Source organism: Synechococcus sp. OH2, assembly GCF_047462155.1.
In the GTDB taxonomy this organism is placed as follows: Bacteria; Cyanobacteriota; Cyanobacteriia; order Thermostichales; family Thermostichaceae; genus Thermostichus.
Genome location: NZ_JANSIR010000095.1, coordinates 17807 through 34608, shown reverse-complemented (window position 1 = coordinate 34608; position 16802 = coordinate 17807). Strand labels below are relative to the sequence as shown.

Here is a 16802-nt window from a genome sequence, read left to right as displayed (position 1 = left end):
TGGCAATGGGGCCTTGGGTGTACTGGATCCCGGTCACCACCATGCGCTGCAGCTCCGCTTCGTCTTTGGGGGCCATCAGCACCATTTCGGGGATGCAGCGCAGATAGGCAATGTCGTACATGCCCTGGTGGGTTGGGCCGTCAGCTCCCACCACCCCCGCTCGATCCAAGCAGAAAAAGACCGGCAACTTTTGGATGCAGACATCGTGGATGATCTGGTCGTAGGCCCGCTGCAGGAAGGTGGAGTAAATGGCCACCACCGGCCGCATCCCCTCGCAGGCCATACCGGCAGCCAATGTAACAGCGTGCTGCTCGGCAATCCCCACATCTATAAACTGATCCGGCAGCTTTTCCTTGAGTTTGTCTAGGCCGGTGCCAGTGTCCATGGCCGCCGTAATGCCGATGATACGGGGATCCCGCTCCGCCAGCTTGCAAAGGGCATGGCCAAAGACCTTGCTGTAGCTGGGGGGCTTGGGCTTGCTGGGCGGGTAGGGCTTGCCGGTGGCCAGGTCAAAGCGGGATTGGGCATGATACCCCACCTGCTCCGCTTCCGCTGGCGGGTAGCCTTTGCCTTTCACCGTGGCCACATGCACCAGCACCGGCCCAGAGATGCCGTGGGCCAACTCAAAGGCATCCAACAATTCTGCCAGGTTGTGACCGTCCACCGGCCCCACATAGGTGAAGCCCAGCTCCTCGAAGATAATGCCGGCCTTATTGTTCTGCACGGCGGTAACCAGCTTCACCGTTTCCTTCATGCGGTCAATTTCCGGGCTGAGGCTGGAGCCAACCAGAGGCAGATTCTTGAGTTGCTCCTCCAGGCTGTCGGTCAAAAACTGCACCGGCGGGCTGAGGCGTAGGCGGTTTAGATAGCGCGGGAGCGCCCCCACGTTGGGGGAGATGGACATGCCGTTGTCGTTGAGGATCACCATCAAGTTGGTCTTGGGCAGGTGGCCGGCGTGGTTGATGGCTTCATAGGCCATGCCCCCTGTCAGGGCGCCATCGCCGATAATGGCCACCACCTTGAAGTTTTCTCCCCGCCGGTCGCGGGCAATGGCCATGCCCAGGGCTGCCGAGATGCTAGTAGAGGCGTGGCCGGCCCCGAAGTGGTCGAAGCGGCTCTCGCTGCGCTTGAGGTAGCCAGAGATCCCCCCCTTCTGGCGGATGGTGTGGAAGTTGTGGTAGCGGCCAGTAAGCATCTTGTGGGCATAGGCCTGGTGCCCCACATCCCAGATCACCTTGTCGCGATCTAGGTCCAGGGTTTTGTAGAGCGCCAAGGTTAGCTCCACTACCCCCAATCCCGGCCCCAGGTGACAGCCGACTGGGGAGTTGGCAGCCGTTTGCAAGTGCTTTTCGCGGATCTGCCGGGCTAAGCTGCGCAACTGGCTGAGACTGAGGTTGCGGAGCTGGTTGGGGTGAGTGATTTCACTCAGGTGCATAGAAGACGAGTCCTTTCGGTGCACTCCCACTCTAAATCATCCTTTTCCCAAAGTGGCCGGTTGCCCCAGCCACCTCCTCAGGTGGCCGACAGCGGCCAGGGATCCCTTGGTAGGGTTAGCATCGGACAAAGGCCCAGCTTCTCGAGGTGGCCTTGAATTGGCTTGTTGTTGCCTATGAGGATTGCCGATAACATCACTCAGCTCGTTGGCCACACGCCGCTGGTGCGGCTGAATCGGATCCCGCAAGCGGAAGGATGCCGGGCGGAGATCGTGGTGAAACTGGAGAGCTTTAACCCGGCGGCATCGGTAAAAGACCGCATTGCCGTCAGCATGATCGAGGCAGCGGAGCAAGCCGGCTTGATCACTCCTGGCAAGACCATCTTGGTGGAGCCCACCTCCGGCAACACCGGCATCGGCCTAGCTATGGCGGCAGCAGCCAAGGGCTATCGGCTAATCATCACCATGCCCGAGAGCATGAGCCTGGAGCGGCGGCTGCTGTTGAAAGCCTACGGAGCAGAGGTACATCTGGCCAGCAGCGCCGGCGGCATGGGGGAGGCTATCTGGAAGGCGGAAGAGATTGTGCGCCGCCCCCCCAACGCCTACATGCTGGGCCAATTTACCAATCCCGCCAATCCCCAGATCCACGCCCGCACCACCGGGCCCGAGATTTGGGAGGACACCGATGGTCAAGTGGATATCCTGGTGGCGGGGGTGGGCACCGGCGGCACCATCACAGGGGCGGGCGGGTTTCTCAAAAGCAAAAAACCCTCGATTCGGCTGGTGGCCGTCGAGCCCAAGGCAAGTGCTGTTCTAAGTGGGGGGCGGCCCGGCTTCCATCGCATCGAGGGCATTGGGGCAGGGTTTGTGCCCGATGTGTTGCGGCGCGACTTGCTGGATGAGGTGATTGCAGTAGACGACGAAGAGAGCATGGTCTACAGCCGCCGCTTGGCCAAAGAAGAAGGGATCCTCTCCGGCATTTCTACAGGCGCGGCCCTGGCCGCAGCTATCCAAGTGGGGCGGCGACCGGAAAACGCCGGCAAGCTGATTGTGATGATCCAGCCCAGCTTTGGCGAGCGCTACCTCAGCACCCCCCTCTTCCGCGACCTGGAGCGGGAGGAAGCCGATGCCGGGATCCTGAAGGCCAACCCAACCTAAGCCAGGAATTCCCCCAGGGAGAGCTCCTCCAGTCATTTCCCCAACATCCGAAATCCATCCGACGCTCAAAATTCGCCAGCCAGGGCTGCCACACAGCGCTCGCACAGCTCTGGGTGTTCGGCAAACTCCCCCACGCGGGTGGAATAGTTCCAGCAGCGCACGCATTTTTTCCCGTCCGCCGGCTGAACGACAACCTGCAGGTCTTCCTCTGCAGGGTCAGCCTTGACCAGCTCGACTTGGGAAGTGATGAACAAGTAGCGCAGCTCTGCCGCCCGCTCTTCCAAGAGGGAGTACAGATGGGGATCCGTCACCTTCAAGATCAGTTTGGCCTCGGTGGAAGCGCCGATGAGCTTGTCGGTGCGGGCTTGCTCTAGGGCTTTGTTCACCTCCTGCCGCACCGCCCGCAGCTTTTCCCAGGTGGCCGCCAACTGGGGATCCCGCCACTGCTCTGGCAGCTGCATCCAGCCCCCTTCAAACACCGAGCGGGTAGGCTTGGGGTAGGGAAGGTAGCTCCAGATCTCTTCTGCGAGGTGGGAAAGCACGGGGGCGATGGCCTTGGCCAAGTTCTCCAGCAACAGCGACAGCACCGTCTGACATTGCCGCCGCCGCCGGCTGCGGGCATGGCTGATGTAGAGGCGATCCTTGCCAATATCCAAGTAGAAGTTGGAGAGATCCACCACGCAGAAGTTCTGAACCGCCTGGAAAAAGCGGTAGAACTGGTAGCTTTCAAAAGATTCAGTGATTTCCTCTCCCACCTCCTTTAGGCGGTGCAAGATGTAGCGATCCAACTCCGTCAACGCTTCAAAAGGAACGGCATCCTGAGCTGGGTTGAAATCATAAAGGTTGCTCAGCAGAAAGCGGGCCGTGTTGCGGATCTTGCGGTATACATCCGCCATCTGCCCAAGGATGGTCTTGCCTATCGGCACATCCCCAGAGTAGTCCACACTGGAGACCCACAGCCGCAGCACATCGGCGCCATAGGCGGGATCCGTCTGGGGGTTGCTGCCGCCGTTGATGAGCACCAGGGGATCGATAACGTTGCCCAGGGATTTGCTCATTTTTTGGCCCTTTTCGTCCAGCACAAAGCCGTGGGTGAGCACTGCTTTGTAGGGGGCACAGCCATTGACGGCCACGGAAGTCAGCAAGCTGGACTGGAACCAGCCCCGGTGCTGGTCGGAACCTTCCAGGTAGAGATCCACCGGGTAGCCCAGCCCCTGGGCCTTGGCCACCGCCGCCCAGGAGGAGCCGGAGTCAAACCAGACATCCATGGTGTCTGTGCCCTTGCGGTAGGTGCGGCCATTGCGGCGGTACTGCTCCGGCAACAGCTCTTCCACCGGACGCTTCCACCAGGCGTCGGATCCCTCCTGGGCAAAGATGGCTTTGATGTGCTCGAGGGTCTCGGCCGTGAGCAGAACCTCGCCCGTCTCTTCGTCGTAGAAAACAGGGATGGGCACACCCCAGGCCCGCTGGCGGGAGATACACCAGTCGGAGCGCTCTTTGACCATGGCGGTGATGCGGTTTTCCCCTTCCGGCGGGATCCAGTTCACGGTTTTGATGGCCTGCAGGGCCAGCTCTCGGAAGCCGGCTACAGACGCAAACCACTGCTCCGTGGCCCGGAAGATGGTCGGCTCCTTGGTGCGCCAGTCGTAGGGATATTTGTGGTTGTAGGGTTCTTCCTTGAGCAGGGCGCCGGCAGCCTGCAAGGCTTTGATCACGGCCAGGTTGCCGCTGGTCTCCGGCTTTTTGGAGAGCACATCCAGCCCGACAAACTGGGATCCGGCCTCGGCGGTGAATCTCCCCTGCTCGTCCACAGGGCTGAGGATGGGCAGGCCGTACTTTTGGCCGGTTTTGAAGTCGTCTTCCCCGTGGCCTGGCGCCGTGTGGACAATGCCGGTGCCGGACTCGGTGGTGACGTAGTCCCCCAAAACACAGAGACTGGCACGGTCAAAGAGGGGGTGGCGTCCCTGGCAGTATTCTAAGGCGGATCCCGGCAGCGTGGCCTTGACCTCTAAGGGGGTCTCCAGAACTTTCTCCAGCCGCTGCCGCAGATCGGCAGCAATCAACAGCAGGCCGAAGCGGGGAGACTCCACCACCGCATAGGTGAGCTTGGGGTTGAAACAGAGGGCCAGGTTGGCCGGGATCGTCCACGGGGTAGTGGTCCAGATGGCCACCCGCAAGCCCGGCAGAAAAGGCTCCAAAATCGGCTGCGCCGCTGGGCTGAGGCTCTGCAGAGGAAAAGCCACGTAGATGCTGGGGGAGACGTGGTTGTCGGGATATTCCAGCTCTGCTTCCGCCAGGGCCGTCTGCGAGCTGGGACTCCAGTGGACAGGCTTGAGGCCGCGGTAGATGTAGCCTTTGAGGGCCATCTGACCAAACACCTCGATCTGGGCCGCCTCGTACTCCGGCGAGAGGGTCAGGTAGGGCCGATCCCAATCCCCCCATACCCCCAGCCGCTGAAAGCTGGCCCGCTGCACGTTGACGTAGTGCAGGGCGTACTCTCTGGCCTTTTGCCGCAGTTGCAGGGGGGTAAGGCTTTCCCGCTCCTGGGGGGAGAGGCTTTGCAGTACCTTTAGCTCAATGGGCAGGCCGTGGCAATCCCAGCCGGGCACATAGCGCACCTTGCGCCCCCGCAGAATGTGGTACTTGTTCACAATGTCTTTGAGAATCTTGTTGAGGGTGGTGCCCATGTGGATGTCGCCATTGGCATAGGGCGGCCCATCGTGCAACACAAAGGGATCCCCGGGATTGGTTTCCGACAGACGCTGATAGATCTGTTCTTCCTGCCAAAAGGCTTGGATGGCGGGCTCCCTCTTGGCGGCCTCCGCCCGCATGGGAAACTGAGTTTGCGGCAGGTTGAGGGTACTTTTGTAGTCCACGGCAATTTGAGCAGGCTAAAGGGCGTCCTTCTATCCTACGCTGTTGCTCTCTCCTCAGCGCTGCCTCCTGACTTCCCCCTTGTTGGAGCCCTCTTGGGGAGAAGGGATCCGGCCCGCCACCTTGGTAAAGATTTGTGCTAGCCTCAGGATGTCGTTGAGTAAGGGAGGTTCCTGCGGATGCCAGACAGTAGTAGTTGTAAGGGTCGTCAAGTTGGGTTCAGCCGGCTGTGCGCCGGGGCTGTTCTCTAACGGCCTGAACTCAGATCCTTAGCTTGCTGAGGAGTCTTCGCGTTCTGGCTCGCTTGGAGTTCCTCCCGGCAGTCAGGTTCCAGTTGAAGGCCCGCTAGACCGCTCTCTCCTGGACCGCCTGTTTCTCCTCCTTGGTGGTGGGTGAGAGCGGATAGTTTTTTGAGGAGTTTCTGCTCCAGTAAGCCCAACTCTTTGTTAGGTTGCTTCAAGAACATTCCTCCCTGGCTCATCACTGTACCTGCAAGGTCAGTCTTGGAACCCAGCCACCCCTACAAGGGCTATACACAACGGCGTTGCCGGAATCTGGCGCCTTCCGTATCTGCTTGTGGGGGACGACCGGATCCCGTTGAAGCGTTGGCAGAGCGCGGCGTAAGCCATGCAGCCTGTCCTGTCAGCAGGAGGGTCGGGAGTAGGTCACGGTTGGACGGCAAGGCGCCGGCTCTCGACAACAAGGCCACTTTGGTTAACCAGCATCACCGAGATCCACTGAGCGCCCGGTTCTGGGGGGGCATCTGCCTGCAGAAAGAGCCCGCCTGCCTGCAGAGGTTCAAGGGCAAACGAAGTGAGATCCAAGTAGCCGCCTGCAGCGACGGGTTGCTCATCGACCGCGCCCAACAGCAAGGACTGGGTGAGGGGTTCTGCCACAATGGCCTGCAGGGAGTAGGTGGATCCCGGCTTGACCGCCTCGGGCAACTTGAAAGTAACAGTGGGAGGTGCCGAGCCGGAGATGAGGGTGCTAGACTCCCGCAGGACTTCTTGGTCTACGAGCAGCAGTTGTCCTGGATTGGCTGCATCCGGGCGGTAGCGGTTGCGCACCAGGGCGGCAGCCTTGACCTGAAACTCCCCCCGCGCTGAAGCTTGGGATCCCTGCACTTGGCTGGCGATCTCGGCCACGATCTCGGGGCCCACCTGCCGCCAAGAGACAATTTCCGCCGAGTAGGTCAACTGGGGATGGGCCTCCCATAGCTTGCCAATGGCCTCTTCCACCCCCTGCCGATCCAGGCCGTCCCGGTGGCGGAAGTTGGGGCTGTAGCCAGCCACCACCCCTGGCAAGTCGCGGCGGTTGGCAGCGTCTATCTGCTTTTGCAGCCACTCTACGAGCGAGGCTGGCGGCGGGCTAGAGACTTGCCGTTGGATCCCGCTTTCTAGGCGGACGGGGGCAGCTTGGGCCGGCAGCTTGGCAGGGAGAGGGATCCCCCCGCTCAGAGCCAAAACTAGGGGCCAAAGCCAAGAGGTGGATCGAGAGCTCAAACTGGGGGCCTCCAGCGGGCAAATCTGCCCTTAGTTTAGCTTGCTGAGGATTGAGGTTTAGCGTTGCCTAACGCGATTGGGCCTGGGTTTATCCTGGGAGCTGGGTTTTCTGCGAGGTGTGCATGGCATCCCACCACTCTCCTGCTTTCCTGGCTTTGGTCAACGAGGCCAAAAGCCGCATCCAAGAGCTCACCGTTGAACAGGTGAGGCAAAAACAACTGCAAGGGGATCCCTTCTACCTAGTCGACGTGCGGGAAGAGTCGGAGTGGCAGGCCGGCCACATTGTCGGCGCCATTCACTTAAGCAAAGGCATCATCGAGCGGGATATCGAGAAGGTGATTCCAGATAAAGAAGCCGAGATTGTCCTCTACTGTGGTGGCGGCTTTCGCTCGGCGCTAGCAGCCGACAACCTGCAGAAAATGGGCTACCGCCGCGTGATCTCCATGGACGGCGGCATCCGCGCTTGGCGAGAGGCTGGCTTTCCGGAATCCCAGCCCTCACCCCCGACCCCTCTCCCGGAGCGACGACCGTCACCCCCAACCCCTCTCCCGGAGGGAGAGGGGAGTTAGAGCGGTGCGTTCGCGACGGCGTTCAATAACGAGGTAGCCAGCCGTTTCGGTGCCAGTTGGGAAAAGCAGTGCACCAGGTCGCCGAAAAACACGGCGCGGAAGCCCTTGGCTCCTACTTTGGAGTTGAGCAGCGGCCCCAGTAGCCGCTTCCTCTATGTTCCGTCTGCTTTCCCAAAGAGAACTATATTGGTCTCTAAGGCCATCGGCCCAGATCTCCCTCTTGTCCTTGCCATGCTCCAAACCCTGCCCCGTTCAGAGATTGCCGCCCGTTTGCAGCAGTTGCGCCAGCTTTTGCAGGAACACAATCTGGATGGGTTTTGGGTGCCCTCGGCTGATGAGCACCTCAATGAGTATTTGCTGGAATACCGCAAGCGACGGCAGTGGATTACAGGCTTTACCGGCTCGGTGGGGGATGCTCTGATTAGCCGGGACAGGGCCTGGCTGTGGGTGGATCCCCGCTACCACGAGCAGGCGGAGCGGGAAGTGGATCCCAACCTGTTTACCGTCATCAAAGGCGGCCTGCCGGAGCAGCCCAGCCTGATGGAGATTGTGGAAGAGCTGGGATCCGGCTTTCGCCTAGGAGTGGATCCCTTCACAGTATCAGTGGCTACCTACCGCCAGTTGCAGACCCACGCCCAAGCCGGAGGAGTGCTGCTGCTGCCGGTTAGCGAAAACCCGCTGGACAAGCTGGCCAAGGAAGCTAGCCAAGCCCTTTTGCAGCAACCCATCTACCCTGTCCCTGCCCAGCTCTGCGGGGCTACTGCCAGCGACAAGCTGGCCCAGGTGCGCCAGGAGATGCGCCGCAAGCGGGTGGGATTGTTGCCCCTAACCAAGTTGGACCAGGTAGCTTGGCTGTTTAACCTGCGCGGCTCTGACATCCCCTACAACCCAGTGTTCCGCGCCTACGCGCTGGTCGCCCTGGAGAGGGTTGCCCTGTTTACTGACCTGGAGCGCCTCACGCCCTCGGCTCGGCAAATGCTGGTGGAAGCCGAGGTCGAGCTCTGGCCTTACGAGGCCTACCCGGAACAGCTGCCCCAGTGGGCCAAGGGCTACGGGCCGGTGGGATTGGATCCCAAGCAGACCACTCAGGGCACGCAAGAGCTGCTGCAAGGGATCCCCTGTCGCGAGCTGGATCACCCTGTGGAGGCCCTCAAGGCGGTGAAAAACCCCACTGAGCTGGAGCAGATGCGGCTAGCTAACCGCAAGGCCAGCCGGGCCAAGATCCGCACCCTGGCTTGGATTGAGCGGCAAATTCAAGCGGGGATCCCCATCAGCGAAGCCGATGTGGCGGCCACCATGGCAGCCCACTACCGCGAGGAAGGGGATTGGGTGGGCCTGAGCTTTAACACCATTGCCGGGGCTGGCGCCAACAGCTCCATTGTCCACTACGGCACCCCGGATCCCCAGAAGTTCCTGCAGCCAGGCGAGTTGTTTTTGTTGGATTCGGGATCCCACTACCTGGGGGGCACTACCGACGCTACCCGCACCCTCTGGATTGGCTCGGAACCGGCGGATCCCTTGTGCCAGCGGCGCTACACCGAGGTGCTGAAAGCCCACATCCAGTGCGCCCGCCAGATCTTCCCCCCGGATACCTACGGGGTCTCCTTGGATGGCATTGCCCGCTCCAGCCTCTGGCAGGCAGGGCTGGACTATGGCCACGGCACCGGCCACGGCGTTGGCGCCTTCTTGAACGTCCACGAGGGGCCCAATGGGATCCACCGCCGCGCCACCACCCCCTTCAAGGTAGGTATGATCACCAGCATCGAGCCGGGCTACTACCAGCCGGGCTGGGGTGGAATTCGCTTGGAAAACCTCTATGAAGTGGTTGCCCTTCCAGAGCCGGAGGGCTGGATGGGCTTTCGCTCCCTAACTTGGATCCCCTTTGATAGGCGCTTGATTGACTGGGATCTGCTAGGCAAGGCGCAACGGGCCTGGCTTGATGAGTATCACCGCCAGGTTTACGCCCTGCACCAGGCCAGCCTGCCAGAAGAGGATGCCGCCTGGCTAGCGTGGGCCTGCGGCCTCGCTGAGTAAGACTGCCTCTGGTCAGCCCCTTCCAAGTCTGCTTAGAGCCCCAGAACCCCGACCGCCAGCAGCACCTCCAGCGACAAGAGATCCCGCCATGAACCCGACAACCCAACATCGGCTCATCCTCAAAATTGTGGCCGGCTCCGCTTGGGCCGATGGGCACCTAGAACCGCAGGAATTGGCCTATCTGGGATCCCTGCTGCGCCGCTATGATTTGGAGCACGATACCGAGCTGCGAGAGCTGATCCAAGAGCCCATCCCGATGGCGCAAACGGAGCGCTGGATGGCCGATTATCTGGCCCAGGCCACCGAAACCGAGCGCCTGCAACTTTTGGGGGCAATCGGCAACCTGATGATGGCCGACAATACCGTTTCCTCCGAAGAGCACAACCTTTTGGATGACTACTACACCCTCATGGCAGAGATCCCACCTCGCCCAGAATCGGCACCCAATCTGGTGAAGGGCGTGGGGCAATTTTTCCGGCGCGTGGTCAAAGCGGTGAGGGAAGGGATTTCTTAATCAATTCTTAGCCGAAAAATAGGGTTCCCTTAACCTGTATGAATTGTAATTTGCTTCTGGAATAGGCATAAGCATGGAAAAAGCTAAAGATTTGCCTTGGATTCTCTAGAACGACTAGGTTTCATGGACAAATAGAAGAGGCTGTGCTAGACCGAAGTTGTCGGTCGGGGCGGGGCTATGGCTGAGCGTTATAGACAAGTAGAGCGGGTCGGATTCGGCTCGCGGCTGGCCAGTTCTTTTGTATCGGTGTTTGTTGGATTGATTTTATTTTTGGGATCGTTCTGGCTTTTGTTTTGGAATGAGGGGCGGGTCAACCTTGCCCAAGTGGCAACTGGGGCCATTGAAATCAGTCCATTGGGCTCGCCCTCTGCACCTCTTGGAAGATTAGTATCGCTCACAGGCCCAATGACCAGTAACGAGCTTTTGGGTGATCATCTCTTCCTGCGGCCGGGGCCCTATATTGCCGTCAGCCGCAAGGCAGAAATGTATGCTTGGGAAGAGGAGAAAGAAACTCGCACTCAAGAGGAGTTTGGTGGATCGGAAGTCAGAGAGACAATCTATACTTACACCAAAGTCTGGACAGAAAACCCTGAAGATTCAAGCCGGTTTTATCGCAGCAGTGAGCACGTCAACCCACCGATGCCTTTTTCCAGCCAACTCTTTCGAGTCAGCCAGGCTCAAATTGGGAATTACCGAATTGGGATGCAAGATTTGCAGATCGAAACTCCCTCCGCTGTTCCTCTGGATCCCCAAACATTGATCCCGGGGATCCAAGCTAGAGTGGAAGGCTCTTATGTTTTCAAGGGGCGGGGAACCCTGGCCAATCCACAAATCGGCGATATGAGAACTTCGTACACTGCCTTGTACAGCGGAACTCAGGCAACCGTCTTTGGGCGTTTGGCCAGCCCCAATAGCCTAGAGAGCTATCTGGGGCCGCGCAACGTTCGATTTTATCGGCTATTTGCAAGCGATCGATTTGCAGCCATTGAGCGGCTTGCTGCAGAACACACTGCCCTGACTTGGATCCTGCGCTTTGTGGGATTCTTGATGATGTGGATCGGGGCCGACTCTTTCTTTACCCCCCTTCATACAATGCTTAGCATCTTTCCTTTTCTAAGTGGCCTTGGGCGATTCATGACGAGAGTGGTCACCTTTTTCATAGCCTTGGTTTTAACAGGGACGACTATTCTGGTCTCGTCTATAGTGTATAATCCGTTGGTGCTGCTCCTCTGTTTGGCTGTGGCGGGAGTTTTCATCCTTAACGTGCTGGGGCGACGTCCCAGACGGCAAGTGTCAGGTTTTTAAGAGTTCCTCTACCAGCACAGCAAAGAGCTTACAGCGCTGCTGCATCCATTCCAATATGGCTACCCTGTATTTATCGTTGGCCCATGAGTTTGTACAGTTGCTCTCCGACGATCTGGATGCCGCTGAGGATGCGCTCTTCCGGTTGGTAGCTGAAGGCGAGGCGCAAGGCGTGATCCCCTTGGCCATCGGCAAAGCAGTGGGTACCCGGCAAGAAAGTTACCCCTAGCGCCCGGGTGGCCTGCAGCAAGGCGTCGGCACTCAGGGGAGGGGGCAGCTCGCACCAGATAAAGAATCCACCCCCAGGGGCCTCCACCTTAACTTCAGGGGGAAAACATTGAGCGATGGCCTCCAACATCAGGTGGCACTTTTCTCGGTAACGGCGGATCAAAAGCTGAATGTGGCTCTCTAGGCGGCCTTCCCCGCAGTAGCGGGCCACCACCCGGCCCAAAAAAGGTCCCAGGGATCCCTCGCTACGAAACATCTCCAAGCGGCGGATGATCTCGGGATGGCCACAGGCCCAGCCCACCCGCACCCCCGGCACCACAATCTTGGAAAAGGTGCCCACGTGCAGAACCCAGCCCTCTTCATCCAGCGCGGCCAAACTGGGCAAGGGATCCCCGACAAAGCGTAGGTCGTAGTAGGCCTCGTCCTCCACCACCACCACGCCGTATTCAGCCGCCAATTGCACCAGCTTCTGCCGCCGCGGCCAAGAGAGGGTGCAGCCTCTGGGATTGTGAAAGGTGGGAATGGTGTAGATAAAGCGGGGCCGGATCCCTTGGCGGGCTAGCTCGCGCAACACCTCTTCCAGGCAATCCACCACCATGCCCTCCCCATCCACGGGGATCGAGATCAGACGCGCCCCTGCCGCCGCAAAACGGCTGACCGCGCCCATGAAGGTGGGCCCCTCCACGATCACCATATCCCCCGGCTCCACAAAGACCTGGGGTAAGAGGCCAAGGATTTGCCCAGAGCCATAGCCGATCAAGAGGTTTTCCGGCTGCGCCTCCACCCCTCTGGCCCGCATCAACTGCTGCACCACCTCGATCAGCCCGCAAAATTGCCGACCTGCTGGAGTTAGAGCGGGCTCGTGAGGCCGTTTTCCAGCGTATGGGCCTCTGGTCCGACCCGGAGGAGGTACCGGAGACGTTGTGGGCAGAAGAAGTGAAGATGTCTCTGCCTGAATTCCGGCGGCGCTTGCATCGGGGGCGACGGGCCAAAGAAAAGATGGTGCAGTCCAATCTGCGGCTGGTGGTCTCTATTGCCAAGAAATACATGAACCGGGGCCTGTCGTTCCAGGATCTCATCCAAGAGGGATCCCTGGGTCTGATCCGGGCAGCGGAAAAGTTTGACCACGAGAAGGGCTACAAGTTTTCCACCTATGCCACTTGGTGGATTCGCCAGGCCATCACCCGTGCCATTGCCGACCAATCGCGCACCATTCGCCTGCCGGTCCACCTCTACGAGACCATCTCCCGCATCAAGAAGGTCACCAAGCAGCTTTCTCAGGAGCTGGGCCGCAGGCCGACCGAAGAGGAGATCGCCACCCGCATGGAGATTACCATCGAGAAGTTGCGCTTCATCGCCAAGTCGGCTCAGCTTCCCATCTCTCTGGAGACTCCCATCGGTAAGGAAGAGGATTCGCGGCTGGGGGACTTCATCGAGTCGGAAGGGGAAACCCCCGAGGAGCGAGTGGCCAAGGTTTTGCTCCGAGAGGATCTGGAAAGCGTGCTGGAAACTCTCACCCCCCGCGAGCGGGATGTGTTGAAGCTGCGCTACGGCCTAGACGATGGCCGTATGAAAACTCTGGAGGAGATCGGCCAGATCTTCAACGTGACCCGCGAGCGGATCCGGCAGATCGAGGCCAAGGCGCTCCGCAAGCTGCGCCACCCCAATCGCAACAGCGTGTTGAAAGAGTACATCCGCTAGGATCCGGTCTTAGGATGGACTCAGTTGCCGCCGCCAACCGACGTATGGAGCCTCTTCAGTATGAACCCCCATGAGACGCCGGATCCCAACTCCTCTGCAAAGGCTGACGGGGAGGGCAGGGATCTGCCTCCAGCCAGGGTGGAGTACCACGTGGAGGAGTTTAAGATCAGCGGGGACGAGCTGTTGGCCAAAATTCGCGAGTTGATCGAAGAGGCCAATGTTCGCCGCATCCTGATCAAAAATGCCGAAGGGCAGACGCTGATCGAGATCCCTCTGGGCGTAGGAGTGGCCGCAGGGGTGTTGGGGGCGGCTTTGTTTCCGGTGTTGGCGGCTGTGGGAGCAATCGGTGCCCTGGTGGCCAAGCTGACCATTGGGGTGGAGCGAACCATTCGCAATGATTCCTAGCCCGCCAAGATTGTTCTAGCGGCTGACACCCGCCTAGAGGCCAAGCCGGTGAGGCGCTTGTGGGCAGCTTTGACTTTCTACACCGCCCTGCCTTTGGGGAGGTTGGGTAGGCTACAGTTCGAGGGCATTGCTGCCTGGTTGCCGGCAGTGGGCTTGCTGTTGGGTGGGATCCTCACCCTAGCGGCGCTTCTGCTGCAGATTTTCCCGCCGCCGGTGCGAGCAGCTTTGCTCGTGGCTCTGTGGGTGCTGTTAACCGGCGGGCTGCACCTGGATGGGGTGGCTGACACTGCCGATGGGCTGGCGGTCAACGTCCCCAAGAGCTTTGCCGACACGGAACGGCCAGCCGTCAACGGGCTATCCCGCCGCCTGCAGGTGATGAGGGACAGCCACACCGGGGCCTACGGGGTGCTCGCCTTGGTGCTGGTGTTGCTGCTAAAATTTGCCGCCCTGAGCAGCCTGCAGGTCTGGCCTCTCTTGTTGCTGGTGCCGGCTTGGGGACGCTGGGGCCAGTTGCTCGCTATCGCCCTATACCCCTATCTGCGCGACCAGGGATCCGCCCGCTTCCTCAAAGACTCCACCTCTCTGCCGGGATCCCTGTGGCCGGGCACGCTGCTGTTGCTGGCCATCACCGGGGGGGTGGGCTGGGCCGGGCTCCTGGCTTGGCGGCCTTTGCTGCTCTGGACCCTGGGCTCTGCTCTGGGAGCCCTGGCCGTGGGCCATTGGCTCTACCGCCAATTGGGAGGGCACACGGGGGATACTTACGGGGCTACGGTGGAGTGGTCGGAGGCGATAGCCCTGCTGTGGGGATCCCTGATCGGCCCATCCTAAGCCCCCTCTCTTTTTGGGAGAGGGGCGCGAGGGCCTCTAGACCAGGCCAACTTGTTCGGCTAAGCCCAACTGCTGACGGGCCGTTTGGCAGTCTTGCTGAATTTGCTGAACCAAATCCGCCACCGCGGGAAATTTCCGCTCTGTCCGGATAAAGCCCTGCAGCGCCACCTGCACCTCTTGACCGTAGAGATCACCTGTCCAATCCAACAGATGCACCTCGACGGTGTGCTGTGAACCGGCAAACGTGGGCCGATGGCCAATGTTCATCACCCCAGGCAGGGCTGCTGCCTCAGCAGGCACATTCACCCAAACGCTGTACACCCCGTCGCGGGGCAAAAACTTCTCCGGCGGCAGGCGCAGATTGGCGGTGGGAAAACCCAGCTCTCGGCCCCGCCGATCCCCTGGCACCACCTCTCCGATTAGCCGGTAGGGACGGCCCAAGAGCTCTGTTGCCGCTGCCACCTCCCCCGTGGCCAGGGCGGCACGAATGCGAGAGCTGCTCACCCGCTCCCCCCTTAGTTGCGCCTCTGGGATCACCTCCACCGGAATGCAGCGTTCCGATCCCCAGGCTTGGAGGGTTTGGGCGTTGCCGGCACGGCGGTGGCCAAAGCAAAAGTCCCAGCCGATGCTGAGATGGCGAACACGCAGACCCCGTTCCAGTACCGTCTGGATGAACTCCTGGGGGGGCTGGCGGGCAAAGGCGGGGGTGAAGGGGAGTAACACCACCTGCTCAAAGCCCATCTGGGCCAACAGAGCCAGCTTCTCCGCAGGCGGCGTGAGCAGCAGGTGCTTTCGGCCCGTCAACACCTCTTGGGGGTGAGGATGAAAGGTGAGAACTGTGCGCACCCCCTGCAGGGAGTCGCGAATAGGCTGCAGCACCTTTTGATGGCCCAGGTGCAAGCCATCGAAGTTCCCGATGGCAACGGCGGTGGGTCGCAAGGTTTGAGCCAGGTCAGAAGTTACGTGCACCGCTTGGGATCCCGAACAACAAACAGCCAATTAACCACTGCCCGACAATCTCTACCAGAGCGGCCAAAGCAAAGCCATCAGCCCACTGAGGCCAACCACAGCCCACAAGCTACGTCGCAGGCGCTGCAACACAGGGTCGATTTGATAGTGGACGATCAGCCGATGCTGCGCCAGCTCCTCTTCCGATTTGGCGTAGATTGCCCCGTCGTACCAGCCGCTTTCTTCGTAGGGAATCCGCGCCTGCGCCAAGCGCCGCCGCACATAGGCCCATCCCAAGTAGAGGTGGAGCAACACCAGGCCGAGCAAGGCATTGGCCCCCAGCACCGTCCCCGAGGCGAAGTGGCCCCATTCCCCAGCAAAGCTGCCCCAGACCAGCGGCGCAACTACCAGGGCAGTCGCTCCCCAAAGGCCGACAAGCCGCTGCACATAGGGGATCCCTTCCAACACCGGCCAGCGAAAAGGAAAAGCTTCTCTCAGCTCTGCATACTGCCGCAGCGGCTGTTGCTCAGCAGGAATGGGATGGGAAGGATCCACCATACAGCCTTAATGTATCTACACAAAATGATACTGGCAGGCCCAGCCCCCCGCCAAGCCCAGGCCAGCCGCAGTTCAACCGAGGGGGGAGAGGAGTATTCTTAATGTTGTATAGAGCGTGGTCACGTTACCTCCGGTTCTACCATGAGCGTCCCAGGCGAATCTGCCGCCACCACCGCCCCCTATGTGATCTTGAGAGAGCCGGACGGCAGCCAGAGGAAGTATGTTCTCGCCGGAGCGGCCGCTTGGACGGTAGGCCGCGATGCGGACAACTCCATTGTCCTCAACGATCCCAGCGTTTCCCGCCAACATGCCCTGCTGCAGTATTTAGATGACCACAGCATCTATCTCATCGATCTGGGCAGCCGCAACGGCTCATTTGTCAACAATCGCCGCATCAGCATTCCCACCCTGCTGCAAGATGGAGATCACCTCACCCTCGGACAATCGCAGCTTGAGTTTCACAGCGGATCCCTAGCCAGCCTAGAACCCAGCTCTGCCGGCAAACCCTCAGACACCTTGGTCCTGCAGACCCGCTGGCTGATCTCGGTGGCCGTAGTTGACGTGCGCGGTTACGGACAACTGACCCAGCAACTGGACGAGCGCCTGCTTTCCCAGGTGATGGGCGACTGGTTCCGGCGCGGCGGCGACATCATCCAGCACCATGGAGGCAGTGTCGATAAATATATCGGTGACGCAATTATGGCCGTCTGGTTCCATGCACCCCAAGCGGATCCCTTACAAGCTGAACA

At 60.2% G+C, this 16802-nt stretch carries 14 protein-coding genes and 1 pseudogene; 9 read left to right on the top strand and 6 right to left on the bottom strand.

The annotated features are described in order from the left end of the window. The coding region (gene dxs / locus NW835_RS08655) for a 1-deoxy-D-xylulose-5-phosphate synthase (RefSeq protein WP_414415064.1) at nucleotides 1-1435 on the bottom strand (1435 nt) is incomplete at its 3' end. Between the two features lie 174 nt (nucleotides 1436-1609). Here dxs and cysK point away from each other — a divergent pair. Continuing rightward, entirely contained in the window at nucleotides 1610-2590 is a 981-nt protein-coding gene (cysK, locus tag NW835_RS08650; RefSeq protein ID WP_414415063.1) for a cysteine synthase A, read from the top strand. A gap of 65 nt (nucleotides 2591-2655) precedes the next feature. On the opposite strand, the gene ileS is transcribed toward cysK, so the two are convergent. Both ileS and NW835_RS08640 read right to left on the bottom strand, forming a co-directional pair. Next, nucleotides 2656-5421 (bottom strand): isoleucine--tRNA ligase, encoded by a 2766-nt coding sequence (ileS, locus tag NW835_RS08645; RefSeq protein ID WP_414370429.1) that lies wholly within the window; start codon nucleotides 5419-5421, stop codon nucleotides 2656-2658. Nucleotides 5422-6129: 708 nt separating this feature from the next. Further along, nucleotides 6130-6966: a hypothetical protein gene (locus NW835_RS08640; RefSeq protein ID WP_414415062.1), complete on the bottom strand. Its 837-nt coding sequence runs from the start codon at nucleotides 6964-6966 to the stop codon at nucleotides 6130-6132. Between the two features lie 122 nt (nucleotides 6967-7088). Between NW835_RS08640 and NW835_RS08635 the strand changes: the two genes are divergently transcribed. The 4 genes from NW835_RS08635 (at nucleotide 7089) to NW835_RS08620 (ending at nucleotide 11388) form a co-directional block, all read left to right on the top strand. Continuing rightward, the gene (locus NW835_RS08635; protein ID WP_414415061.1) at nucleotides 7089-7535 is read left to right on the top strand and encodes a rhodanese-like domain-containing protein; all 447 of its coding nucleotides are present in this window, start codon (nucleotides 7089-7091) and stop codon (nucleotides 7533-7535) included. A 231-nt stretch (nucleotides 7536-7766) separates the two neighbouring features. Beyond that, the gene (locus tag NW835_RS08630; RefSeq protein WP_414415060.1) at nucleotides 7767-9569 is read left to right on the top strand and encodes an aminopeptidase P family protein; all 1803 of its coding nucleotides are present in this window, start codon (nucleotides 7767-7769) and stop codon (nucleotides 9567-9569) included. 88 nt (nucleotides 9570-9657) lie between these two features. Continuing rightward, nucleotides 9658-10083, top strand: coding sequence for a TerB family tellurite resistance protein (locus NW835_RS08625; RefSeq protein ID WP_414364748.1), 426 nt, complete (start codon nucleotides 9658-9660; stop codon nucleotides 10081-10083). Between the two features lie 177 nt (nucleotides 10084-10260). Next, nucleotides 10261-11388: a TMEM43 family protein gene (locus NW835_RS08620; protein WP_414415059.1), complete on the top strand. Its 1128-nt coding sequence runs from the start codon at nucleotides 10261-10263 to the stop codon at nucleotides 11386-11388. A gap of 70 nt (nucleotides 11389-11458) precedes the next feature. On the opposite strand, the gene NW835_RS08615 is transcribed toward NW835_RS08620, so the two are convergent. After that, complete coding sequence (locus NW835_RS08615; RefSeq protein ID WP_414415058.1) at nucleotides 11459-12427, bottom strand: PLP-dependent aminotransferase family protein; 969 nt, start codon at nucleotides 12425-12427, stop codon at nucleotides 11459-11461. A gap of 8 nt (nucleotides 12428-12435) precedes the next feature. On the opposite strand from NW835_RS08615, the pseudogene rpoD reads away from it, so the two are divergent. The 3 genes and pseudogenes from rpoD to cobS form a co-directional block, all read left to right on the top strand. Then, nucleotides 12436-13314: pseudogene (rpoD, locus tag NW835_RS08610) on the top strand (RNA polymerase sigma factor RpoD); the annotation flags it as partial. 60 nt (nucleotides 13315-13374) lie between these two features. Then, nucleotides 13375-13719, top strand: coding sequence for a DUF4342 domain-containing protein (locus NW835_RS08605; RefSeq protein WP_414377266.1), 345 nt, complete (start codon nucleotides 13375-13377; stop codon nucleotides 13717-13719). 48 nt (nucleotides 13720-13767) lie between these two features. After that, nucleotides 13768-14547, top strand: a complete 780-nt coding sequence (gene cobS / locus NW835_RS08600; protein WP_414365671.1) for an adenosylcobinamide-GDP ribazoletransferase — start codon at nucleotides 13768-13770, stop codon at nucleotides 14545-14547. A gap of 36 nt (nucleotides 14548-14583) precedes the next feature. Here cobS and NW835_RS08595 read toward each other — a convergent pair whose 3' ends face one another. After that, nucleotides 14584-15546 (bottom strand): bifunctional riboflavin kinase/FAD synthetase, encoded by a 963-nt coding sequence (locus tag NW835_RS08595; RefSeq protein ID WP_414415057.1) that lies wholly within the window; start codon nucleotides 15544-15546, stop codon nucleotides 14584-14586. A 21-nt stretch (nucleotides 15547-15567) separates the two neighbouring features. After that, nucleotides 15568-16053: a CGLD27 family protein gene (locus NW835_RS08590; RefSeq protein ID WP_414365669.1), complete on the bottom strand. Its 486-nt coding sequence runs from the start codon at nucleotides 16051-16053 to the stop codon at nucleotides 15568-15570. A 141-nt stretch (nucleotides 16054-16194) separates the two neighbouring features. Between NW835_RS08590 and NW835_RS08585 the strand changes: the two genes are divergently transcribed. Further along, nucleotides 16195-16802: FHA domain-containing protein (locus tag NW835_RS08585; RefSeq protein WP_414415056.1), on the top strand; the 608-nt coding region annotated here is incomplete at its 3' end.

Bases quoted from the DNA above. Each gene is read 5' to 3' on its own strand.
- cysK (WP_414415063.1), top strand. From the start codon at position 1,610: ATGAGGATTGCCGATAACATCACTCAGCTCGTTGGCCACACGCCGCTG.
- NW835_RS08590 (WP_414365669.1), bottom strand. From the start codon at position 16,053: ATGGTGGATCCTTCCCATCCCATTCCTGCTGAGCAACAGCCGCTGCGG.
- NW835_RS08630 (WP_414415060.1), top strand. From the start codon at position 7,767: ATGCTCCAAACCCTGCCCCGTTCAGAGATTGCCGCCCGTTTGCAGCAG.
- NW835_RS08620 (WP_414415059.1), top strand. From the start codon at position 10,261: ATGGCTGAGCGTTATAGACAAGTAGAGCGGGTCGGATTCGGCTCGCGG.
- NW835_RS08625 (WP_414364748.1), top strand. From the start codon at position 9,658: ATGAACCCGACAACCCAACATCGGCTCATCCTCAAAATTGTGGCCGGC.
- NW835_RS08635 (WP_414415061.1), top strand. From the start codon at position 7,089: ATGGCATCCCACCACTCTCCTGCTTTCCTGGCTTTGGTCAACGAGGCC.
- NW835_RS08605 (WP_414377266.1), top strand. From the start codon at position 13,375: ATGAACCCCCATGAGACGCCGGATCCCAACTCCTCTGCAAAGGCTGAC.
- ileS (WP_414370429.1), bottom strand. From the start codon at position 5,421: ATGCGGGCGGAGGCCGCCAAGAGGGAGCCCGCCATCCAAGCCTTTTGG.